Genomic DNA, 21,534 nt, shown 5'->3' on the forward strand with positions numbered 1-21,534 from the left:
TCGAGGTATATTTGCTTATTTTTTGTTTTTTGAAGGCGAAAAAGGAAATGGGAGATGGAGAGGGGGCTCGGGGGCTGGGAGATGTGTATAAGAGACGGGTGTGGGGGCGGGGCTTGTCCCCGCCCGCCCTCAGAGCGATACGTTAATCCTGTTTGGAGGCCCTGCAAAGTCCTTGCTAACGGCGGGCGGGGACAAGCCCCGCCCCTACACCGTTCCGCTAACAGCTCAAGTAAAATGGACTACCAGCAGACTCTCGATTATCTCTATGCCCGGCTGCCCATGTTCCAGCGGGTGGGGGCTGCAGGCTACAAGCCGGGGTTGCAGCGCACCGAGGCGCTGGCCCAAGCAACCGGCCACCCCGAGCGGCAGTTTCGCAGCGTGCACGTAGCCGGCACCAACGGCAAGGGTAGTTCCAGCCACTTGCTGGCGGCGGTGCTGCAGGCGGCCGGCTACCGGGTAGGCCTATACACTTCGCCCCACCTGAAGGAGTTTACCGAGCGGATCCGGCTGAACGGGCAGCCGCTGGAACCGGCGTTTCTGGTGGAGTGGGTGGCGCGCTGGCGGGCTACGTTTGAGCAGGCTGAGGCCTCATTTTTTGAGGTATGCGTGGCGCTGGCCTTCGATTACTTCGCCCAGCAAAAGGTAGACGTAGCCGTGGTAGAAGTAGGCCTGGGTGGCCGGCTCGACTCGACCAACATCCTGCAGCCGCTGGTGTCGCTCGTCACCAACATCAGCCTCGACCACCAGGCCCTACTCGGCGACACGCTGCCGCTGATTGCGGCCGAAAAAGCCGGCATCATCAAGCCCGGCATCCCGGCCATCATCAGCCAGACCCAGCCCGAGGTAGCGGCCGCATTCGAGCAAAAGGCGCAGCAGGAGGGAGCCCCGCTGGTATTCGCCGACCAGCACTACCGCGCCGAGTTGCTACGCGCGCCTGCCCCCGATGAGGCCAGCCAGCACCTGCGCATCTGGCACGACGACGAAGTTGTGCTGGACGATGTGGAGCTGGGCCTGGTAGGCGACTACCAGCGCCTGAACCTGCCCGGTGTGCTGGCCACGGTAGCTGAGCTGCGCCGCCAGGGTTTCATCATCGAAGAAGCCCACCTGCGCGAAGGCCTGCGCGACGTGACGCGCCTGACCGGCCTGCGGGGCCGCTGGACCATCCTGGGCCGTCAGCCGCTCGTCGTCTGCGACACAGGCCACAACGAAGCTGGCATCCGCTTTATCGTGGAGCAACTGGCGCGGTTGCCGAAACGGCGGCTGCACATGGTGCTGGGCGTAGTCCAGGACAAGGATGTGAGCAAGATGCTGGCCTTGCTGCCCCACGAGGCCACGTATTACTTCTGCCAGGCCACCATCCCGCGGGCCCTACCGGCCGCCGAGCTGGCCGTGCAGGCTGCCGCTTTGGGCCTGCGCGGCACCACCTACGTCTCGGTGCCGGCCGCCGTAGCCGCCGCCCGCGCCACCGCCGAGGAAGCCGATGTAGTGTTTATCGGAGGTAGTACCTTTGTGGTGGCCGAAATCGAGGATCTATAGGTTCGTTTTTCGTTGCTGGTTCTTCGTTTTTCGGCTCTAACGGAAAAGGAATTCAGCAACGAAAAACGAAGAACCAATAACAAAAAACGAAAAGTGAGCAGAAGTAAACTCCGGCGCTTTGCCGCCAACGCCGAGCGGCCGACCATTGTAGAACCGGGCAAAGAAACCTACGAGCAGCTGGCCGGGCGCTGGCACACCGAATTTTTTGATAACCAGCACCCGATTACGCTCGAAGTGGGCTGTGGCAAGGGTGAGTACACCGTGGGCCTGGCCGCCCGCTACCCCGAGCGCAACTTCCTGGGCCTCGACATCAAGGGCGACCGAATCTGGAAGGGCAGTACCCGGGCCCTGGAGCAGGAGCTGACCAATGTGGGCTGGCTGCGCACCCGCGCCCACGAGCTGGCCGCGCACTTCGCCGTCGGCGAGCTGCACGAAATCTGGATTACGTTTCCCGACCCGCGCCCCCGCGACCGGGACATCAAGCGCCGCCTCACGTATCCGCGCTTCCTCGATCTGTACCAGCGCATCCTGCGCCCCGGCGGCCGCCTGCACCTAAAAACCGACAACGCCGACCTGTTCGACTACACCCTCGAAACCCTGCAGCAGCGCCCCGGCGCCACCATTGTGGCCCAGACCCGCGACCTGTACGCCACGACCGAGCTGCTGCCCCACGCCGAAGACATCCAGACCACCTTTGAGCGCAAATACCGCGAATTGGGCGTCCCGATTAAGTACGTGCAGTTCGAGCTGAGCTGATTACGAAACCGCTTAAAGCCCCTGCCATGCATTCGTTGCCGCCGGTTCAGACTATTGACCTGTTTCCGGTGCTGGACCGGCATTTGTTCGACCTGCTGGCTTCTCTCGCCCCGGCCGACTGGGAGCGGCCCACGCTGGCCCCGCAGTGGAAGGTGCGCGACGTGGCCCTGCATCTGCTCGACGGCAGCCTCCGGGCGCTGTCGATGCTGCGCGACGGGCACTTCGGCGTGGCACCGGCTGGCAATTCCTATTCAGAGCTGGTGGTTTTTCTCGACCAGCTGAATGCCGATTGGGTGAAGGCCGGCCAGCGGCTGAGCCCCACCGTTATCCGAGAGCTGCTGGAGCAGGCGGGGGCCGAGTACAACCAGTATCTGGCCAGCCTCGACCTTTGGGCTCCGGCCATTTTCGCGGTTGGCTGGGCGGGCGAAACCACCTCGCCCAACTGGTTTCATATTGCCCGCGACTACACCGAGAAGTGGCACCACCAGCAGCAAATCCGGCAGGCGGTGGGGCAGGAGGGCGCGCTGCTGGTGCCCGCGCTCTACCAGCCGTTCCTCGATACCTGCGTGCGGGCGCTGCCCCACCACTACCGGGCGGTGCCGGCCAGCGCAGGGAGCGTTATTGCCTTTACGATTGTGGGCCCGGTGGGCGGAACCTGGTATTTGCAGCGTGAGGAGGAGGCCTGGGTACTTGGCCAGGGATACGTCGGCCCGCTGGCTGCTACCGTTGAACTGGATGGCGCGGTGGCGTGGCGGCTGTTCACCAAAAGCCTGCCACGGCAACAGGCCCAGGCGCACGTGGCCATTAGCGGCGACGAACGGCTGGGCCTGCCGGTTTTTGGCCTGACGACGGTAATGGGCTGAGAACCGGCGGCTATTCTTCCAGCGCCTCAAAAATGGCTTCTAGCTCGTCGAAGTCGCGGATGCCGGGCTTGATTTCGTCGCCACCTTGCAAAATAAGGCCGGCGGGTTGCAGCCGGGTTAGCAGGTCTGTAACCTGAGCGGGAGCTGGGTTGCCGCTCAGCCAAAAGGGCTGCTGGCTGCCTACCGCTCCGGCCAGTGGGCTAATCAAGTCGAAGCCGGCGGTCAACACGGTGCGCAATCGGGCCAGGGTATCAGGGGCAGCGGCCGGCAGCTCGACCAGCGCCGGAACAGCTACTGGGGCATCGGGTACCGAGCCGGTAGCCGGTAGGTTGAGCACAATGCGGGTAAGGCTGCATTCTTCCACGAGTCGGTTGATTTCCGATACGGGCATTTCGCCGCCGAATTCACCGATGATTTCTACGCCGGCCACCCAGCCGGCTAACTCCTTCACCGTAACCACATCCACGGCCCCAGGCAGGGCAGGGTCGAGGGTGAAGATGAGGCCGTCGGCGCCCATGCCCGCGCAGTAGCGGGCATCGGAGAGGTTGTTGATGCCGCGGACGAGGACGGGGAGGAGCAGGGACATGCGGGAACGAATGAGTCGGTGAAGTAGTAAATGTGGGAGCAAAGATACTGTCATCCGCTATCTGTCATTCTGAGCGGAGCGAAGGACCTTCCCCCGGTAGCACTATATTATTACGGCGACACTGCTACCGGAAGAAGGTCCTTCGCTCCGCTCAGGATGACAGCGCTTCTTCCTCACCCCACCTCATCCTCCGAAACCGTATCTTTGCTTATTCGGCCGGAACCTTTCACGCTCCGGGCGCAATTACAACAGGTATGAACACAACGAAAGGACGGGTGCTGGTAGCCATGAGCGGCGGCATCGACAGCTCGGTAGCGGCCGTGATGCTGCACGAGCAGGGCTATGAAGTGGTTGGTATGACCATGAAAACCTGGGACTACGCTTCGGCCGGTGGCAGCAAGAAGGAAACCGGCTGCTGCTCGCTCGACTCCATCAACGACGCCCGCCAGATTGCCGTGGAGCTGGGCTTCCCGCACTATATCATCGACATCCGCGACGAGTTCGGCGAGGCCGTCATCGACAATTTCACCGACGAGTACCTGGCCGGGCGCACGCCCAACCCCTGCGTGCTCTGCAACACCCACATCAAGTGGGATGCCCTGTTGCGCCGCGCCGACCAACTCGGCTGCGAGTTCATTGCCACCGGCCACTATGCCCAGGTACGCGAAGAAAACGGCCGTTACGTTATCACGAAGGGCATCGACGACAACAAGGACCAGAGCTACGCCATCTGGGGTGTGAGTCAGGAAAGCCTCTCGCGCACGCTGTTCCCGCTGGGGGAGCTGCGCAAGTCGGCCATCTACGACTTTGCCCGCGAGCGGGGCTTCACCGAGCTAGTAAACAAGCCCGAGAGCTACGAAATCTGCTTTATTCCCGACAACGACTACCGCAGCTTTTTGCGGCGGCGGGTGCCGGGCCTGGAAGAGCGCGTGGCCGGTGGCGAGTTTGTGCTGCGCGACGGTACGGTGGTGGGCACCCACGAGGGCTACCCGTTCTACACGATTGGGCAACGCAAGGGCCTGGGCATTGCGCTGGGCTTTCCGGCCTACGTTACGGCCATCGACCCCGATACCAACCGCGTGGTGCTGGGCAACTTCGAGGAGCTGGCCAGCTCGCGCACGTTGGTTGGGAAGCTGAACATGGGCAAGTATGCCTCGCTCGAAGGCCGCGGCCTGGTGCCAAGCACCGTGAAGATTCGCTACAACCACGACGGCGCGGCGGCTTTTCTGGAGCAGCGGGGCGAGAAAATTTACGTGTATTTTGAGGAGCCGGTACATGCCGTGACGCCCGGGCAGGCCGCCGTGTTTTATGAGGGCGACGACGTACTGGGCGGCGGCTGGATCGAGCGCCACACCATTGGCGAAGTACCCGAGCCGCTGGCCGAGCTGAGTGCCTATGAGTGCCTAGGCGCCAATACCCCGTTACCAACTTCTCACTCGTTACCTTCCGCTTAGCAACTGCTACCTGATGAATAAGAGCTATATGAGTCGGACTGGATTGGTTGGTTTGCTGGGCCTGTCGGCGGCGCTACTGCTGGCCGGCTGCGGCGACAACGCCGAGATACAGCCGCAGCTACAACCCGATTACTACCCGCTCAGCGTGGGCAGCACCCGCATCTACGATGTAGCCGATACCGTGTGGCGTGACAACGTGCCCACGGCCAGCCGGTTCCAGTTTCGCGAGCAGGTACTGGCCGCTCCGGAAGCCAATGCGGCCGGCCAACTGGTGTATCAGGTGCTTCGGTCGCGCCGCGCCACGGCCGCCGCAGCCTGGCAACCCGATTCGGTACTGACCGTAACGGTGGCCCCGCTGAATGTTACGGAGCAGTTCAACAACCGCCGCACGGTGGCGCTGGTGCTGCCGGCCGTGGAGGGCAAAAGCTGGAGCTACAATGCTTTTAACAAGAACTACAATGCCGCTGACAGCCAAGATTCGATAGCAGCTGTCACGCGCATATATCGGAACGTGAACCAGCCATTCCGTATAACCCGAGGCGGTCAGACTTATCAGTATGCCAATACCGTTACAACGGTCAACGACAGTGACCCTGGCTCCAAAAATAATAATGCGGTCAGCCAGGTCATCCTGCGCACCACTTTTGCACTAAATGTGGGACCAGTAAACCGCGTCAGCCGCAGTTACAAAAACGACTGCTCAGGGGCTGAGGGATGCCGGAACCCTTTTGTTCGGAAGCTCGGCCAGTCGCGCAACGAGGTGCTGATTGAGAGCAGTAACTAGCCCGCCCCGCCAGGAAGTACAATAATACGTTTGACGCCCGGGGGGACCTGACGGTTGAACGGCAAAGTAAGGTCCCCAGAACGTTCCACCTACTTTGCCCCCGCATGCGTCGTTTGCTACTGATTGGATTGCTGGTAGGCCTGAGCCTGCCGACCCTGGCTGCCCGCCCAACTCCGCCTACTCGGCCCACTGCGGCAACGGATGAGGCCAAAAACACGGTACGCCGGCACCTGATTTACTTCCGCGACAAAACCGGCACGCCGTTCAGCACAAGCCGGCCCGAGGAGTTCCTTTCGGGGCGGGCACTACAGCGGCGCCAGCGCCAGCAGATTGTCGTGCTGCCCCGCGACCTGCCGGTGAGCCCCGGCTACGTGCAGCAGGTGAAGGCGGTGCCCGGCGTGCAGCTTTGGTACACCTCGCGCTGGTTCAACGCCGCCGTGGTAGCCTGCGACTCGGCCACGCTGGCGCAGGTGCAGGCGCTGCCCTTCGTGCAGAGCGCCCGCACCCTCAACCGCGGGCAGGCCGGCGGCAGCGCCCAGCCCAAACCTACGCCCGCCGTACCAACCCCCGCCCAGACTGCAGCCGACCGTAGCCAGTATGGCAAGGCCTACGCGCAGGTCAAGCAGCTAAGTGCCGAGAGCATGCACGCCGCGGGCTTCCGGGGCGAAGGCCTGCAGATTGCCGTGTTCGACGCTGGCTTTACGGGCGTGAATACGGCCTCGGTATTTGCCTCAATGTTCACTGAAAACCGCCTGCTCAGCACGTTTAACGTGGTGGAGAAAACGCCCGCCGTGTTCGGTCGCAACAGCCACGGCACGCAATGCCTGAGTATTATTGCCGGCGACGAGCCGGGCCGCTACCTGGGTACGGCACCCAAAGCCTCGTTCCGGCTCTTCATCACCGAAGATGACGTGGACCGCACCGAGCACCCCATCGAGGAAGTGAACTGGCTGATAGCGGCCGAGTACGCCGACTCGGCCGGGGTCGATATCATCAGCTCCTCGCTGGGCTACACTACTTTCGATGCGCCCTCGCCCAGCTACTCCTACGCCGACATGAACGGCCGCACGGCCCTCTCGACGCGGGCAGCTACCGTGGCGGCCCGCGTGGGCATGCTGGTAGTGAACTCGGCAGGAAACGATGGCAACAACGAGTGGCGCTATATCGCGGCCCCGGCCGATGCCGACTCTATTATGACAGTAGGCGCGGCCGACTCGCTGGGCCGGGTGGGCAGCTTCAGTTCGCGCGGGCCCACTGCCGACGGCCGCATCAAACCCAACCTATCGGCCATGGGCGTGGCCACGGCTATTGTGAACCCGAGCGGCACCATCTCGCGGGGCAACGGTACCTCGTTTGCCTGCCCGGTGCTGGCAGGTGTGGCGGCTGGTTTCTGGCAGGCCAACCCCCGCCTAACGGCCCAGCAGGTCATCACGCTGCTGCAGCAGTCTGGCTCGCAGGCCACCGCTCCCGACAACAACCTGGGCTACGGCATCCCCGACTTTGTGCGGGCCTACAACCTGGCTAACCCCGGCACGCCGCTGGCCAATGCCCATTCCCGCGCCCTGGCTGGCGTGTACGCCTATCCCAATCCGGTCGGGGCAGGCGAGCCGCTGTATCTGCTGCTCCCTGCCGGACTGGGCACGGGGGGGCTGGAAATCCAAATTTATGATGCCCGCGGGGCGCTGGTAGCCAGCCAGCGGGTGGCGCCGGCGGCTACCGGTGCGGTACGCCTCGAAACGGCGGCACTGCGACCGGGCATCTTCACCTGCCTCATCGGGCAGGGGCCGCAGCAGCAGGCCGTGCGCTTCGTGAAGCAGTAGCAGCGTACGTAGCCGTACATTGAACAGCAACAAAAAAGCAGGCCTACCGGACCTGCTTTTTTGTTTTACAAAATCATAAGAACGTCATGCTGAGCGGAGCCGAAGCATCTCTATCGCTTCGTTGTATTGGTAACCCAACGAAGCGATAGAGATGCTTCGGCTCCGCTCAGCATGACAGTTCCGTGACCATTGCCGGCGTAATACAAATACATGTTACAGGCCAAGCGCGGCTACCAGAAACGGTTGGTGCAGACGACTTGTGCCTTTTTCTTCAGCCGCAGGCCGAGCATTATTTCGTGGGTGCCGTTATGGTAGGGCGACAGCCGCGAATGGCCTATGTCGTAGGAGTAGCCCAGGGAAAACTGCTCGTAGTTAACGCCGGCCATGGCCACGGCTGCATCGGAAGTGCGCCACGAGATGCCGGCCCATAGCAAATCCTGATATTTGAGCTTGGCATTCACATCGACAGATAGCGGAGCTGGACTAACGGCTTTAACCAACACAGAGGGGACCAGGGACCAGTCATCGGTCAGCGGCAGCATCACGCCACCCGTGAAAAAGTAGTGCCGCCGGAGTGAGTTGCCCGAGCCGGACGCTAATTGGTTGGGACCGTAGGAGAAATCGAGCTTATTGGCCAGCAGCTGGGTGCTGGATACGCCCACGAAAAAATTTGAGCTGTACACCCAAAGGCCCACCGAGCCGTCGAGCACCCGCGAGGATTCGTTGGGGGCCAGCACCAGCGGGTCGGGGCCGGGGTCGAAGAACCGCAGCTTGCTGCCATCGACGGCAAACTGCTGCAGGCCCGCCGACATGCCCAGCGCCGCCCGCAGGTTGGGCCTGAGCACCACGTTATAGGCATACGAAACATAGGCGCTGGTGCGGCTGATAGGCCCCGTTTCGTCGCGGTACACCATGCCGCCGATGGCATGAAACGGCCGGCGCAGGTCGCGCCGGGTGCGCTTATTCGTGGTGAGCCACTTGCCCAGCGACGAGTTGACGCTGGCGTAGTAAGTTCGGGGGCCGCCCTCCAGCCCCACCCACTGGGTCCGGTAGCTGAACTTCACATCAATATAGTCCTCCGCACCCGTCGCGCCGGGGTTGATGAGGTAGTTGTTGTTCATGTACTGGCTGTACTGGGCCTCCTGCTGGGCCAGGGCCGGCGCGGCGGTTAGCAGCAGTAGCAGCGACAGGAGGGGAAAAGATGCTCTCATAACAGCAGGAGTATTACGTATCAGGTGTCATCTGCCAGTGCCCGGCCGCCAGCTGGTGGCCACCGGGCACTGATAGCAACTTAATAAAGTACCGTCAGCGACCCGCTGAAGGATTTGCCCAGAGGGCCTTTGGTCACTACCACGTAGTAGTAGGTGCCGACCGGCGCGGGCTTGCCGTTGATGTTGCCGTTCCACTCGTTGGCCCGGCTGTAGTTCTGGGCCGAGAAAACCTGGGTTCCCCAGCGGTTGAACACGGTAACGGTGTTGTCGGGAAATTGCTCGATGAACTCAATCTGCCAGGTGTCGTTGCGCCCGTCGCCGTTGGGCGTAAAGGCGTTAGGAATCCGGATGGCCTCGCGCACGGTTACCGTTACCTGGTCGGTGGCGGCGCAGCCGCCGGTTCCGGCCGAGAGCGTGTAAGTAGTAGTGGTGGTGGGGGAGGCCCGGGGCCGCAGCGGGTCGTTGCCCGAAAAATCCAGGCCGGCTGCCGGGGCCCAGGTAACAGGGTAAGTACCATCGGCGGTACCTTCCAGCACCACCGAGTTGCCGAGGATAATCTCCTTGTCGGGGCCGGCGCTTATTTTCACTACCGGCTGCACGCGCACCACTACGCCATTGGAAACCGCCGTTGCCGGCCCGCAGCTGTTGGCCGTGCTCAGGCGCAGGGTCACGGTCTGGCCGTCGCGCAGGGTGCTGCTGGTGAACACCGGGTTCGTGGCCCCGGGTACGTCGTTGCCATCCACCTGCCACTGGTAGGCGGGGTTCGTGCCGCCATTTGTTACGCTGGTGGCCCGGAAGGTCTGGGGCTCGCCCGCGCAGGCGGCCTGACCGGCTTCCTGGGCAATAACCAGGGTAGGTGTGGGGGTAGGAGTGCGCGTAACAGTAACGGTGGCCGTAGCCGGCCCGGTGCTGCACAGGCCCGGACTGGCGGTTACCTCCACCCGCACCCGGTCGCCGGTAACTACCGTGCTGCTGGTAAAAGTAGGCCCGCTGGCCACCGGAATGTCGTTAACAAACCACTGGTAAGCCGGCGTGGCTCCCGCGTCGGTGGCCACGGCCGTGAAGGTGAGAGGGGTGCCGGGGCACGAAGCGGGCGGAGTAGCCACGGTGACGGTAGGCGTTACCGAGGGCAGCACCCGAATAGTAACTACGTTGGAAACCTGGGTGGAGCAGGTGCCGGTGCCCGATGTAACGCGGCGGCGGAAGAAGGTGGTAGCCGTGAGAGCAGCCGGCTGGTAGGTAGGTCCGGTTGCCCCGCCAATAGCCGTCCAGGTGCTGTTGTTCAGCGACGACTCCCACTGGTAGGCAAACGTGCCGGTACCACCGCTGGCCGGGCCGGCGCTGCTCAGCGGCGCGGGGGCCGTACCGGTACAGACGTCCTGGTCGGCGGCAATGCTGCCGGCCAGCAGCTCGGGCAGCACCGTTAGCGTCACCACGTTTGAGGGAGCGGGGGCGCAGGTTGCGGTGCTGGCCTGGCGGCGGAAGTAGGTAGTTACCGTAATCGGGCCCGGCGCGAAGCCGGCGCTGGTGGCCCCGCTTACCGGCGTCCAGGTGGTATTGTTAGTCGAAATCTCCCACTGATACGTTACGGCGCCCAGGCCGCCGGTGGCGTCGCCGGTGCTGGTCAGTGGGGCGGGCGTGGCTCCCTGGCACAGCGTTTGGTCGGCGGCAATGGTGCCGGCTACTACTGCCGGGGCTACCGTAATGGTTACCACATTGGATATAGCCGGAGCGCACCCCGCGCCCGAGCTGGCCCGGCGGCGGAAGTAGGTGGTAGCCGTAAGAGCAACTGGCTGGTAAGTAGCGTTGGTAGCACCGGGAATAGGCGTCCAGGTGGCGTTATCAGCCGACGATTCCCACTGGTAGGTAATGGGGCCATTGCCGCCCGTGGCGGCCGTTGGGCTGGTAAGCAGATCAGGCGCGGCCCCGGTACAAACGGTCTGGTCAGCCGCAATAGTACCGGCCGTCAGGGCCGGCGTAACCGTGATGGTAACCACATTAGAGGCAATGCTGTCGCAGGGGCCGGAGCTTACCTGGCGCCGGAAGAAAGTGGTGACCGTGAGCGGGCCGGGCGCATAGGTTTCGCCCGTGCCGTTGGCTACGGCCGTCCAGATGGCGTTGTCGAGGGATGATTCCCACTGGAAAGCAAACGAGCCGGTACCCCCGGTGGGGGCCGCCGTGCTGGTAAGCGGGGCCGGCGCGCTACCCACGCACACCGTCTGGTCGGCGGCAATGGTACCAGGCACTACGGCCGGCGTTACGGTAATCGCAACCGTGTTTGAAGTTGTGAGCGGAGGGCAGAAGCCTGAACTAACTAGGCGCTTATAGTAAGTAGTAACATTGAGAACGGGCGGCTGATAGGTTTCACCGGTTGCGCCCGTAATGTCGGTAAACGTTACATTGTTTGTTGACTGCTGCCATTGGTAACTATACTGCCCGGTGCCTTCTGCCGCCGGGGTGGCGCTGGTAAGCAAAGCCGGGGTGTCACCGGCGCACACGGCCTGGTTGGCCGCAATGGTGCCCGGGGTAGGAGGGCCGAAAATCCGAACGATGCTCTTGCTTTCCCGGCAAAAGCACTCCGTTGTAATACGTAGCGTTACCTCGTAGTCGCCGGGGCGGGGGTAGAGGTGCGGGGGCGGGTTCTGGGCCGTTGAGGTGGTGCCGTCGCCAAAATCCCAGGCGTATTGGGGGTTCTCAAAATCAACTGGGGGCGCTTCAAATGTGTATTCCAGGCAGCCCGTCGGTTGTCCGCTGAAGCCAAAGCGTAGCAGGGAGCTTTGATTGAAATTAACCAGACCCAAGCCGCTGAGCCGCCCGCCCAGCTGCAGGCTGTCGTCGGCGTAGCCAATGGCGGCACCCAGCGAATCAGGGTAGGAAATAAAGCCCAGGGCTGGTTGGTCTTCGCGGGCCACGTAAATCTTGCCGTCGGGGGCTGTCTGCATCGAGCCCAGGTTCACCGGCGTAGTCTGCCCAAGCGGAATAACCTCGCGGCCCACCGGCCCATTGCCGGCGCCGGTACCAATAGTACTGATATCGAACTGCAACAGCTGCGGCAGCCGGGGCGCAGCGCCCAGCACCGTGGCGTATAGCCGGCTGCGGCCCGGCGAAAACGCCACGCCGTAGTAGCCACCCTGGTCGGCATCAATAGCTTTGCGGTTGCTAACCGTGCCCGACCCCTTATCAAAGCTAAACAGCTCGACGGTGCCGGTGCTGTCGCCAGCCAAGGCTACTTCGCTGAAGCGGGCTACGGCCAGCTGCTGCCCATCGGGCGTAATCTTCATCTGGCCCCGGTAGCCCTGTGTGTTCGTTGGGCTTGGGGCGTGTAGGGCACCAATGGTAGAAAGAATTGGTGGGTCGATAGTAACCGGCCCCGTACCCATGCCGCCGGTTGGCGGCTTCACGCGGTAGGCCAGAAAGGCGTCGCCGCGGTTGGCGGTACCCGAAGTAGCAGTGCCCCAGCCGTGCACGATGAGCCAGATGTCGCAGCCGTTCTTATGAAATACGGCCGTCATCTTCTCAGCGGTGCCCGTGGTGAGCAGTACGTTTTTAGTTACTACTTCCCCCGGCCCGCCGCCGGCCGGAATAATAATTTCGGAATAACGCAGGCCATTAGGACCGCCCGCCGCGTCCTGGGTGAACAGCAGGTAGCGCGTTGCCACACCCGTTGAACCCGGGGGCGGGCTGCCGGGCATCCGGATGGGCAGGGGGCCATCGGTAACGAGCCGGCTGCCGAGCAGGCCGGTGCCGTTGGTCATTACGGTGCCATCACCGTTCCATACGGTTTCGCCGTTGCTGTAAAACAGAATCTTGCCGTCGCCATCCGACATGACGCCGGCTCCGGCCGGCGCGTCCATGGCCCCGTTGGTCAGCACTGTAGGCAAAATGCTGTCGGTGGCCATATTGAAATCGAGCCCCGCCTTGAAGCCGAAATACCAGGTGTTGGCAAACTTCTCGTCCTCGCTGCATTCCGGCGGGCCCGTGGGGACTTGCGCGTAGGCTGCCCCACTCGTAAGTAGCAGTAACAGGGTAAACAGCCATCCAACAGCTGCCTGCCGCCGGCTGTTCAGGTACCGGCAGGCGGGTATCGGGCGAGTAGCCTTGGTCGGTAACAAAGAATGAGAAACGGGCAGGAGAATAAGCGTTGCGGGCATAAAGGGGCAGGCAAGTGGGCGGGCACTTATCAACAGGCAGGCGGATGGCTCTCAAACAGAGGGTTACCCGCTATTTTAAACGAACATAGTCTGCTAGATAATACAGTTATTCTAAAGAATCTACCAGCAGTACTTGGTAAAGCTACAGATTGTCGGTTAGGTTCGCTCCAGAGGCTGCTGAAGTAGAAATAAACGCATTAACCGAACTGCAAAAGAGTCAAGTGGATGATTGTCAAAAGCGTATGGGTTGGCTGCAGAGGCAATAACTGTGCGGGTGGTCTGTGAATCTTAATTGCCAATTTATTTAGTTTTGATGATGCAAAAATTATTAGTAATTTGGCATTGATTTCCAGTTGAAGTAGGTTGCCGGCAGCATCTCGGTTTTGGGCCAAGCCCTCCGCGTCGCTGTTAAGCAAGTCATCTTCTTTTCTCGTTCGTTATGCTGCAAATGATGGTTACCAGGCGCCTAGGGCGCCGCCAGTTTCACTTCACGGTCCAGGGGGCCAACTTCCACGAAACCGTGGCCGAGTACGACCGGCTCAGTTTCCCCGACGTGGCCAAGTGCGGCCTCTGCGGCTCCGATAACCTTGATCTGACCGCCCGCGAGGCTCAGGGTAAGTTCAAGTACACCAGCCTGCGCTGCCTCGACTGCCGCGGCGACGTTACCTTCGGTAAGCGCCAGGACGACGACCAAACCGTATTCCTGCGTAAAACTGAAGACGGCAAGCTTGACTGGCGGGCCTTCGAAAAGCCGGCTTAGGTAAGGGCTTAATCACACGTAAGCGCCCCCTCTCCGGAAGGAGAGGGGGCGCTTATTTCCGGGTCCTCCGCCTAAACCGCAATAGTGGCTACAGGCAAGTAGGTGCAAACCCTATCGCCCGGTAACAGATGCGCCTCTGACTTTGAGTATTGGTACAGGCAACTCCCACCCGGCTATAGTTTTTGCGCGCCTTCAACTTTCTGCTTAGTAATCGTCTATGTTTAAGTCTATTTTAGTGGGTCTGGTAAGCCTAGCTTCGCTGACCTCCGGCCAGGCGCAAACGGTCACGGGCCGCGTGGTATCCCAGACCAATGGCGCGCCACTGTCCCATGTTACCGTCCGCCTCGAAAGTCAGGTTGGCGTCACTACCACCACTGACGATAACGGGACTTTTCACCTCCCGCTGACCGCTGCTACGTCCGATGCCCAATTGCTCATCTCGCACTTGGGGTATCAAGCCAAAGCGCTGCCCCTAAACAGGCTTGGCCCAACCATAGCGCTTGAAGAATCATTGTATCAGATCGGAGAAGTGGTTATTAGGTATGAGCGTGTTCGTGAGTTGCTACTTAAGAGGTGGAAAATTGACGAAGGCTCGGTTGTGGCGGTTGCCGACAACGCCATCGCTGAACTGCAGCAGTCGGATTCGCTTAAAGCGAAGAAGCTGTTGCAAAATCCTGGCTCCCTACGGGCCGCGTTGAAGTTGGCGCGGCTGGTGTTTTTAGCTGATGGAACGGTTAAGACCAAGTTTGGACCGTTGGGTGCAAGTGCCGAGTGGCAGTTGGATGAACAGGAGCATACGCTACGCATAGTGAGGAAAAATGGCAGAAATACCCTAATGATTGTAGTGGAGCTCACTGCTGATCGTTTAGTAGTTTGCGAATCCAGGCTCGATAGGCAACCTGAAGTATACATTCCGGCTAATTAAAGGGGGCAACAAGTCAGTAGGCTATGATTCTGCGGAACGGCTGATGGCGGTTAACCTGCCGGACCTGGGCCTGCCCGGTGCCGGTATGTGGCTCTTTAGGCGATGCTGCCCTTGCTCAGAGCACAAGGAAGGAAGAGCAGGTTTCCGGCATACCAAACCGCGCCGCCGGGCGTTGGAAGAGCCGTGGCACCGGCCCGGGCAACTTCCTCAGGCGGGGTTGCCGTTAAGCCGTTGCTAACCCGTACTTTCGTGGCATGAACCCGACTCGTCGCCAGGCCCCGCTGCTGGCCCCCTCGCTTCTTTCCGCCGACTTTGGCAACCTGCAGGCCGAAACCGAAATGCTGGCCGCCTCGGCCGCCGACTGGCTGCACTTCGATGTGATGGACGGCCGCTTCGTGCCCAACATCTCGTTCGGCATTCCGGTGCTCGAAGCCGTGCATCGCTACGCCAGGCAGCCCATCGATGTGCACCTGATGATTGAAGAGCCCCAGCACTACCTGAGTGCCTTCCGCGACGCCGGAGCCGCAATTATAACGGTGCACTACGAGGCCTGCACCCACCTGCACCGGGTGGTGCAGCAGATCAAGCAGCTGGGCTGCCGGGCCGGTGTGGCCCTCAACCCGCACTCGCCCGTGAGCCTGCTCGAAGATATTGCCGCCGACCTCGACGTGGTGTTGATTATGTCGGTAAACCCCGGTTTTGGGGGGCAGGCCTTCATTCCGAACACGCTGCGCAAGGTGGCCCAGCTGAAAGAGTTGCTGGTGGATAGTGGCTCGTCGGCGCTGATTGAGGTGGATGGCGGCGTAACGCTCGACAACGCGCCCGCCCTGGTGGCAGCCGGCGCCGATGTGCTGGTGGCCGGCTCGTTTGTGTTCAAGGATGGCGACCCCGTAGGCACCCTGGCCCGGATGCGGGCCGAGCTGGCCCCCGAAGCCCTCGAAACCAACGACTAAGCCCTGCGGATGCTGCCTGATTTCCGCGCCCGTTTCTGTGCTCCGACTCGCCTGTGGCTCCGGCTCCTGACGGCCCCCGTCGTCCGCCCGGGCACTGCGGCGCTGTTGCTGCTGGCCGGCCTGGCCACGCCGGCGCTGGCCCAAACCAGCCGCGTAACGGTAGCCGGCCTAGTGCGCGACGGCAGCGGCCGGCCCCTGGAGGACGTAACAGTAGGCGTGGAGGGCCAGACTGGCAGCACCAGCACCAACGAGCAGGGCCGCTTTTCGCTGAGCGTAGCACGGCCGGCGGCCGGCGCGGCCGCCCCGGTGCTGGTACTACGCCGCCTCGGCTACCGCCTCGAACGCCTCAAGCTCGACTTAGCCCAGAACCCGGAGTTGCGCCTGGTGCTGGCCGATGATGGCCGGGCCCTCGACAACGTAACCGTACGCGGCCGCCAGGATGGCACCGATACTCGCGAGCAGGTGAGCATTATGCAGCTGGAGCCGCGCACAGCTAAAGAGATACCCTCGCCCTTCGGCGACTTTTCGGCCGTTCTCAAAACGCTGCCCGGCGTAACCAGCACCAACGAGCTGACCAGCACGTACTCGGTGCGGGGCGGCAACTACGAGGAAAACCTGATTTACGTCAACGGCTTCGAGGTGTACCGGCCGTTTCTGGTAACCACGGCCCAGCAGGAGGGCCTGAGCTTTGTGAACCCCGATCTGGTGAACACGATTGAGTTTTCGAGCGGGGGCTGGCAGCCCAAGTTCGGCGACAAGCTTTCGTCGGTGCTCAACATTGAATACAAGCGTCCCCTCAAGTTCGGGGCGTCGGCTACGGGCAGCCTGGTGGGCGGCACGGCCCACGTAGAGGCCGCTTCGCCCAACCGCCGCGTCAGCTACCTGGCGGGCGTGCGCTACAAAAATGCCACCTACGTCTTCAATTCGCTCCAGCAGCAGCAGGGCGGCTACAACCCTACTTTCTACGACGGCCAGAGTCTGATTACGCTGGCCTTAGGGCCCCAGGACAATCTCGACCGGACCACGGTGAGCCTGCTGAACACCTTTGCCCACAACGATTTTCGGTTCAATCCCGAAAGCGGCGTCAGCACGTTCAGCACCGGTGTCAACCAGTTTTCGCGCCTCGTTATCGACTACTCGGGCCGCGAGCGGATGCAGTACGACACCTACCAGGGCGGGCTGAGCCTGAGCCACCAGCTGCGAAACAACCTGCGCCTGGAGCTGCTGGGGGGGCTGCTGTACTCGCGCGAGTTTGAATACCGCGACGTGGAGGCAGCCTATTTCATTGCTGAAATCAACCGCGACCCAAATTCGCCCGACTTTGGGGCCGACCGCAACCGGCGGGGTGTTGGCTCACTTTTCAAGAACTCGCGCAACTCGCTCGACGCCCGGGTGGCCTCGCTCGAAACCCGCGGTACCTGGACGCCGGGGCTGCGCCACACCGTGCGCTGGGGCCTGAAAGCCGGCCGCGAGCAGATAAGCGACGTGCTAAATGAGTACAGCTTCGTCGATTCGGCCGACTTTGTGCCCGACTTCCGCCGTACCCGCCTGCGCTCCGACCTTAGCTTGAACAGTACCCGCACCCAGGGCTACGCCCAGCACACCATTCGCTTCGATTCGTTGCGCACACTTACCTACGGCGCCCGTCTCAACCACTGGACCGTGAATGGGCAGACCACGCTCAGCCCGCGGGTGCAATACGCCTTTCGGAGTGCCCGCAACCCGCGGCTGGCCTGGAAAGCGGCCGCCGGCGTGTACGTGCAGCCGCCCTTCTACCGCGAGCTGCGCTTTCAGTCCGGGGCCCCGCAAAGCCAGGAAGGCGCGCTTAACCTCGATTTGCGCGCTCAACGCTCGTTGCACTTTATTGTAGGCAACGAGCTGCGTTTCCAGAGCTGGGGCCGGCCGTTCCGCTTCACCGGCGAGGCCTACTACAAGTACCTCACCGACGTGGTGCCCTACGACATCGACAACGTGCGCCTGCGCTACCAGGCCAACAACAACGCCAAGGCCTACGCCGCCGGTTTCGATGCGCGGGTGAGCGGCGAGTTCATCCCCGGCACCGAATCGTGGTTTAGCCTGGGCGTGCTCACGACCCGCGAAAATCTGTTCGGCGACTCGCTCAATGTCTTCGATTCCGAGGGTCAGGTTATCGGCCGCCAGCCTAAGGGCTACATCCGCCGCCCTTCCGATCAGCGCCTGAACTTGGGCATTTTCCTGCAGGACAACCTGCCGAACGACCCCTCGGTAAAAGGCTACGTGAATTTCGTGTTTGGCACCGGCCTGCCCTTCAGCCCCCCCGACGCGCCCGATTTGCGCGGGACCAGCAAACTCACCCGCGCCTATCGGCGGGCCGATCTGGGGTTTACCAAAGTAGTGAGCCTGCGCTCGGCCGCCGAACTGGCTGCCCGCGGCCGCAGCGTGCAGCTGCAAACGCTATGGATTAGCCTGGAAGTGCTCAACGTGTTGGGCGCCAGTAATCTGGCCGGTTATAACTACGTGCAGGACCTCAACGGCCTCACCTACAGCGTACCTAACTTCCTCTCGAACCGCCTGGTAAACCTGCGGGTGATTGCTCGTTTTTAGCGGGGGAGAGAAGGATAAGGAACGTCATGCTGAGCGAAGTCGAAGCATCTCGCCTACTGACACTGCAACAGTAATCTGACATCAGCACGCGAGATTCTTCGCTTCGCTCTGAATGACGTTTCCTGTATCACTTCTCTGTACTCACTTCCCCGGCATGTACGTCTTTAAAGCGTAGCATATCGGTGAGGCGTTCCTCCATTTCGGGGTCGAAGCCGCAGGTGGCCTCGAAAGTGGCAGGGTTGCGGTAGGTACCGAAGAGGTAGTCCCAGACAACCAGGTCGCCGTAGTTGTGGCTGTGCTGCTGGTACTGATGATGGACGCGGTGCATTTCGGGGCGCTGGAAAATGTAGCCCACCCAGCGCGGCGTGCGCACGTTGGTGTGGTAGAAGAATTCGCCCAGCGCCGTGCAAAGCGTGTATACGGCCCCGACTGCCGGGCTCAGGCCCAGCACGGTAAACACCAGCAGCCCGCCCAGCACCGAATTGACGGTCATTTCAAGCGGGTGCTTGTAGAAGGACGTGATGACTTCGAGGCGGCGGGGGCTGTGATGAATCTGGTGAAAATGCAGCCACAGAAAGTCGTGGGTGTGGCGCCAGCGGTGCCACCAGTAGAAAATGAACGTGGCCACCACGTAGGCAAGCAACCCGCCTGCCACCGGCCCAAGGTAGCGCGAAACGTGCAGCAGCGAGTAGGCCGAAAACCATTTCTCCCAGGTGAGGCCCGCCACTACTACAACCAGCAGCTGAGCTCCGTTGATGACCAGCACCCGAAAGGGCCAGGTGGCCACCCGCGGCAGCTTCCAGCCCGGCACCACACGTTCCAGCACAAAGCAGAACGCGAAGGCTGCGAAAACAACAACCAGCATGGGTGGGGCGCCCCATTGAAGGAGATGGGGCAGGCTAAAGACAAAGTCGCAGCTTAACAGCAGCGGCAGGGAAAACAGCGGATTCATAGGAGCAGGGTTAAGGGGTAAAACCATGCTCCAAAGGTGCGGGCCGCTTCGCCCGCAACCCTTGACATTTGTCAAGAAAGAGCCGAGTGCCTGTAGCGCGAAGCTCCAGCTTCGCGTGTCGTTGCTGACTGCCACACGACGTCGTTCAACGACACGCGAAGCAGGAGCTTCGCGCTACGGCTGTTCAGCGGCGGGCGCGCAGGCGGCTCAGGGTTTCAGGGGTAATGCCCAGGTGCGAGGCCAGCATGTGCAGTGGCACCTGTTGCGTGAGGTCGGGGAAGTCGTGCAGCAGCCGGGCGTAGCGTTCGGCGGCGGGCAGCATGCGCAGGTCGAGGGCGCGCTGCTCGCTGAGCACGTAGTAGCGCTCGGTAAGCACCCGGCCGATGAAGTTGAACTCAGGAAACTGCCGGTACAGGGCCTGTACCTGCTCGTAGGTGAGCGACCAGCCCCGGCACTCGGCCAGCGCCTGCAGGTACTCGTGGGACGGCCGGCGCGAAAAGAAGCTCAGAATCGAAATCACGAAGTGGCCCGCCGGCATAAACCACGACGTTACCTCTTTGCCTTCCTTCAGATAAAAGCCCCGCACCAGGCCCGATTCCAGAAAATAAAGCCGCTGCGCCACATGGCCGGGTTCGAGCAGCAGGGTGCGGGCCGCCACATTTTCGGGTCGTGCCAGCCGGCACAACTCGGCCTGCAGGCCCGGGGAAAGCGGATGAATAGCGCGGCAAACTGCCAATAAAGCGTCCATGTGGGCCAAGGTAGCAGGACTTGCGCAATGCGCGTGCAGCGCCAGCCATAGGAGAATCGGTAAAATAAAAGCAGCCGCTGCATATAGCAACGGCTGCTTTATTTCGGGGCAGTAGTCTGTTGGAAACCGCGGTTAGCCGCGTTTCCGGGCTTTGCCGGCGGGCGCGGGTTTGCCGTTGCCGGCATACGCTACCCGGTACACAACGCCGGTAGCGTCGTCCGACACCAGTAGCGAGCCGTCGGCGTGCTGGGCAATGCCGCACACACGGCCGAACTGCTCCTTGTTGTCGTTCACGAGCCAGCCGGTCACGAAATCCTCGAACTTCTCGGGCTGGCCCTGCTCATTGAAATGCACCCGTACCAGCTTGTAGCCCGCGGGCTCGGCGCGGTTCCAGGAACCGTGCATGGTTACAATGGCGTCGTTCTGGTACTCTTTCGGAAACTGCTGGCCGTTATAGAACGCCATGCCCAGCGGAGCCGAGTGGGCCTTATAAAGCAGTTTGGGGTTGATTGTTTTGGCCGCGTACTCCGCGTGGGTCTGGCCGCCGGGCGGCTCGTCGGCCAGGTTGGCCTTGCCATTCTCGAATACGAAGGGCCAGCCGTAGTTGCCGCCCTGCTTGATTTCGTTCAACTCCTCGCGCTGCTGCTCGTCGCCCAGCCAGTCGATGCCGTGGTCGAAGCCGAACAGCTGCCCGGTGCGCGGGTGCCAGCCGAAGCCGATGGTATTGCGCAGGCCCTGGGCATACACGGTGCGGCCCGAGCCGTCGAGCTTCATTTGCAGCAGGGTGGCGTTTTCCTTATTGCCTTCGTCGCAGGCGTTGCAGGTGCTGCCCACCGAGAGGTAGAGCGTGCCGTCGGGAGCGAAGTTGAGGGTGCGGTTGGGATGCTGGCCGGCATCGGGCAGGTCGTCGTAGAGGCGCTTGAGGGGGCTGAGCGAGCCGTCCTTCTGAATATCGGCCACGTACAGCTCCCGGATGGCCGAGGCGTAGAGCTTGCCGTCGCGAATGGCCAGTCCGTGCAGGTGCTCGGCCTGGGCTACCTGCCGGGTCTGGTCGGCGCGGCCGTCCTGGTTGGAGTCGCGCAGCAGCGTGATGGTGCCTTTGTCGCGGTTCGACACGTACACGTCTCCGTTGGGGGCCACGGCCAGCATTCGGGGCTTGTCGAGCTTCTCGGCAAACTTGGTGATGGTGAAGCCGGCCGGCACCTTCAGCTGGGCCACGCGGGCGTCGGTGGCATCCACCTGCTTGGGCTTGAAGATGTGGCCTTCGTAGGAAGCGCGCACCGACTGCTGATAATCGTTCTGAGCGGTAGCCGTAAAGCCTGCTGTCAGCAGCGTAGCCAATAAAAAAGGGACCTTAACCATAAATCGAGTTGAATGCAAGCGAGTAATTTGCTTGCATTCAACTCGATTTAGGCCATCGATGTTACAAACCTGTCTGCCTAAGCGCTGGTA

General features: G+C 61.9%; 16 protein-coding genes. 10 read left to right on the forward strand and 6 right to left on the reverse strand.

Annotated elements, in window-relative coordinates:
* The first annotated feature begins 234 nt into the window (after nucleotides 1-234).
* The 3 genes from J7E24_RS14570 to J7E24_RS14580 all read left to right on the forward strand — a co-directional run bounded on the left by J7E24_RS14570 (nucleotide 235) and on the right by J7E24_RS14580 (nucleotide 3,155).
* On the forward strand, nucleotides 235-1,536 hold the full coding sequence (locus J7E24_RS14570; protein ID WP_215138858.1) for a bifunctional folylpolyglutamate synthase/dihydrofolate synthase: 1,302 nt from the start codon (nucleotides 235-237) through the stop codon (nucleotides 1,534-1,536).
* A 93-nt stretch (nucleotides 1,537-1,629) separates the two neighbouring features.
* On the forward strand, nucleotides 1,630-2,292 hold the full coding sequence (trmB, locus tag J7E24_RS14575) for a tRNA (guanosine(46)-N7)-methyltransferase TrmB (RefSeq protein WP_215138859.1): 663 nt from the start codon (nucleotides 1,630-1,632) through the stop codon (nucleotides 2,290-2,292).
* A 26-nt stretch (nucleotides 2,293-2,318) separates the two neighbouring features.
* On the forward strand, nucleotides 2,319-3,155 hold the full coding sequence (locus tag J7E24_RS14580; RefSeq protein ID WP_215138860.1) for a maleylpyruvate isomerase N-terminal domain-containing protein: 837 nt from the start codon (nucleotides 2,319-2,321) through the stop codon (nucleotides 3,153-3,155).
* Nucleotides 3,156-3,165: 10 nt separating this feature from the next.
* Here the strand turns inward: J7E24_RS14580 and J7E24_RS14585 are convergent, their stop codons facing one another.
* On the reverse strand, nucleotides 3,166-3,741 hold the full coding sequence (locus tag J7E24_RS14585) for a hypothetical protein (protein WP_215138861.1): 576 nt from the start codon (nucleotides 3,739-3,741) through the stop codon (nucleotides 3,166-3,168).
* A 254-nt stretch (nucleotides 3,742-3,995) separates the two neighbouring features.
* Here J7E24_RS14585 and mnmA point away from each other — a divergent pair, with 254 nt between their 5' ends.
* The 3 genes from mnmA to J7E24_RS14600 all read left to right on the forward strand — a co-directional run bounded on the left by mnmA (nucleotide 3,996) and on the right by J7E24_RS14600 (nucleotide 7,799).
* Entirely contained in the window at nucleotides 3,996-5,195 is a 1,200-nt protein-coding gene (gene mnmA, locus J7E24_RS14590) for a tRNA 2-thiouridine(34) synthase MnmA (protein ID WP_215138862.1), read from the forward strand.
* Nucleotides 5,196-5,208: 13 nt separating this feature from the next.
* Nucleotides 5,209-5,979, forward strand: coding sequence for a hypothetical protein (locus J7E24_RS14595; protein ID WP_215138863.1), 771 nt, complete (start codon nucleotides 5,209-5,211; stop codon nucleotides 5,977-5,979).
* A gap of 104 nt (nucleotides 5,980-6,083) precedes the next feature.
* Entirely contained in the window at nucleotides 6,084-7,799 is a 1,716-nt protein-coding gene (locus J7E24_RS14600) for a S8 family serine peptidase (RefSeq protein ID WP_215138864.1), read from the forward strand.
* A gap of 230 nt (nucleotides 7,800-8,029) precedes the next feature.
* Here the strand turns inward: J7E24_RS14600 and J7E24_RS14605 are convergent, their stop codons facing one another.
* Together J7E24_RS14605 and J7E24_RS14610 are read right to left on the reverse strand one after the other, a co-directional pair.
* Complete coding sequence (locus tag J7E24_RS14605; protein WP_215138865.1) at nucleotides 8,030-9,010, reverse strand: type IX secretion system membrane protein PorP/SprF; 981 nt, start codon at nucleotides 9,008-9,010, stop codon at nucleotides 8,030-8,032.
* Between the two features lie 80 nt (nucleotides 9,011-9,090).
* On the reverse strand, nucleotides 9,091-13,161 hold the full coding sequence (locus J7E24_RS14610; protein ID WP_215138866.1) for a gliding motility-associated C-terminal domain-containing protein: 4,071 nt from the start codon (nucleotides 13,159-13,161) through the stop codon (nucleotides 9,091-9,093).
* Between the two features lie 448 nt (nucleotides 13,162-13,609).
* Between J7E24_RS14610 and J7E24_RS14615 the strand changes: the two genes are divergently transcribed.
* The 4 genes from J7E24_RS14615 to J7E24_RS14630 all read left to right on the forward strand — a co-directional run bounded on the left by J7E24_RS14615 (nucleotide 13,610) and on the right by J7E24_RS14630 (nucleotide 18,382).
* Nucleotides 13,610-13,921 (forward strand): hypothetical protein, encoded by a 312-nt coding sequence (locus tag J7E24_RS14615; RefSeq protein ID WP_215138867.1) that lies wholly within the window; start codon nucleotides 13,610-13,612, stop codon nucleotides 13,919-13,921.
* Between the two features lie 217 nt (nucleotides 13,922-14,138).
* Nucleotides 14,139-14,846, forward strand: a complete 708-nt coding sequence (locus J7E24_RS14620; protein WP_215138868.1) for a carboxypeptidase regulatory-like domain-containing protein — start codon at nucleotides 14,139-14,141, stop codon at nucleotides 14,844-14,846.
* Nucleotides 14,847-15,100: 254 nt separating this feature from the next.
* The gene (gene rpe, locus J7E24_RS14625) at nucleotides 15,101-15,799 is read left to right on the forward strand and encodes a ribulose-phosphate 3-epimerase (protein ID WP_215138869.1); all 699 of its coding nucleotides are present in this window, start codon (nucleotides 15,101-15,103) and stop codon (nucleotides 15,797-15,799) included.
* Between the two features lie 9 nt (nucleotides 15,800-15,808).
* The gene (locus tag J7E24_RS14630) at nucleotides 15,809-18,382 is read left to right on the forward strand and encodes a TonB-dependent receptor plug domain-containing protein (RefSeq protein ID WP_215138870.1); all 2,574 of its coding nucleotides are present in this window, start codon (nucleotides 15,809-15,811) and stop codon (nucleotides 18,380-18,382) included.
* A gap of 127 nt (nucleotides 18,383-18,509) precedes the next feature.
* On the opposite strand, the gene J7E24_RS14635 is transcribed toward J7E24_RS14630, so the two are convergent.
* From J7E24_RS14635 to J7E24_RS14645, 3 genes are all read right to left on the reverse strand, one after another.
* Entirely contained in the window at nucleotides 18,510-19,334 is an 825-nt protein-coding gene (locus tag J7E24_RS14635) for a sterol desaturase family protein (protein WP_251047211.1), read from the reverse strand.
* A gap of 184 nt (nucleotides 19,335-19,518) precedes the next feature.
* On the reverse strand, nucleotides 19,519-20,082 hold the full coding sequence (locus J7E24_RS14640; RefSeq protein ID WP_215138871.1) for a Crp/Fnr family transcriptional regulator: 564 nt from the start codon (nucleotides 20,080-20,082) through the stop codon (nucleotides 19,519-19,521).
* Between the two features lie 132 nt (nucleotides 20,083-20,214).
* Nucleotides 20,215-21,444 carry a PQQ-dependent sugar dehydrogenase gene (locus J7E24_RS14645; RefSeq protein ID WP_215138872.1) on the reverse strand — a complete coding sequence of 410 codons (1,230 nt, stop codon included), beginning with the start codon at nucleotides 21,442-21,444 and terminating at the stop codon, nucleotides 20,215-20,217.
* Nucleotides 21,445-21,534 lie beyond the last annotated feature (90 nt).

The sequence above is a fragment of the Hymenobacter sp. ISL-91 genome, from assembly GCF_018613725.1.
Lineage (GTDB): Bacteria > Bacteroidota > Bacteroidia > Cytophagales > Hymenobacteraceae > Hymenobacter.

Bases quoted from the DNA above. Each gene is read 5' to 3' on its own strand.
- J7E24_RS14570 (WP_215138858.1), top strand. From the start codon at position 235: ATGGACTACCAGCAGACTCTCGATTATCTCTATGCCCGGCTGCCCATG.
- J7E24_RS14580 (WP_215138860.1), top strand. From the start codon at position 2,319: ATGCATTCGTTGCCGCCGGTTCAGACTATTGACCTGTTTCCGGTGCTG.
- J7E24_RS14585 (WP_215138861.1), bottom strand. From the start codon at position 3,741: ATGTCCCTGCTCCTCCCCGTCCTCGTCCGCGGCATCAACAACCTCTCC.
- mnmA (WP_215138862.1), top strand. From the start codon at position 3,996: ATGAACACAACGAAAGGACGGGTGCTGGTAGCCATGAGCGGCGGCATC.
- J7E24_RS14595 (WP_215138863.1), top strand. From the start codon at position 5,209: ATGAATAAGAGCTATATGAGTCGGACTGGATTGGTTGGTTTGCTGGGC.
- J7E24_RS14600 (WP_215138864.1), top strand. From the start codon at position 6,084: ATGCGTCGTTTGCTACTGATTGGATTGCTGGTAGGCCTGAGCCTGCCG.
- J7E24_RS14605 (WP_215138865.1), bottom strand. From the start codon at position 9,010: ATGAGAGCATCTTTTCCCCTCCTGTCGCTGCTACTGCTGCTAACCGCC.
- J7E24_RS14610 (WP_215138866.1), bottom strand. From the start codon at position 13,161: ATGCCCGCAACGCTTATTCTCCTGCCCGTTTCTCATTCTTTGTTACCG.
- J7E24_RS14615 (WP_215138867.1), top strand. From the start codon at position 13,610: ATGATGGTTACCAGGCGCCTAGGGCGCCGCCAGTTTCACTTCACGGTC.
- J7E24_RS14620 (WP_215138868.1), top strand. From the start codon at position 14,139: ATGTTTAAGTCTATTTTAGTGGGTCTGGTAAGCCTAGCTTCGCTGACC.
- rpe (WP_215138869.1), top strand. From the start codon at position 15,101: ATGAACCCGACTCGTCGCCAGGCCCCGCTGCTGGCCCCCTCGCTTCTT.
- J7E24_RS14630 (WP_215138870.1), top strand. From the start codon at position 15,809: ATGCTGCCTGATTTCCGCGCCCGTTTCTGTGCTCCGACTCGCCTGTGG.
- J7E24_RS14635 (WP_251047211.1), bottom strand. From the start codon at position 19,334: ATGAATCCGCTGTTTTCCCTGCCGCTGCTGTTAAGCTGCGACTTTGTC.
- J7E24_RS14640 (WP_215138871.1), bottom strand. From the start codon at position 20,082: ATGGACGCTTTATTGGCAGTTTGCCGCGCTATTCATCCGCTTTCCCCG.
- J7E24_RS14645 (WP_215138872.1), bottom strand. From the start codon at position 21,444: ATGGTTAAGGTCCCTTTTTTATTGGCTACGCTGCTGACAGCAGGCTTT.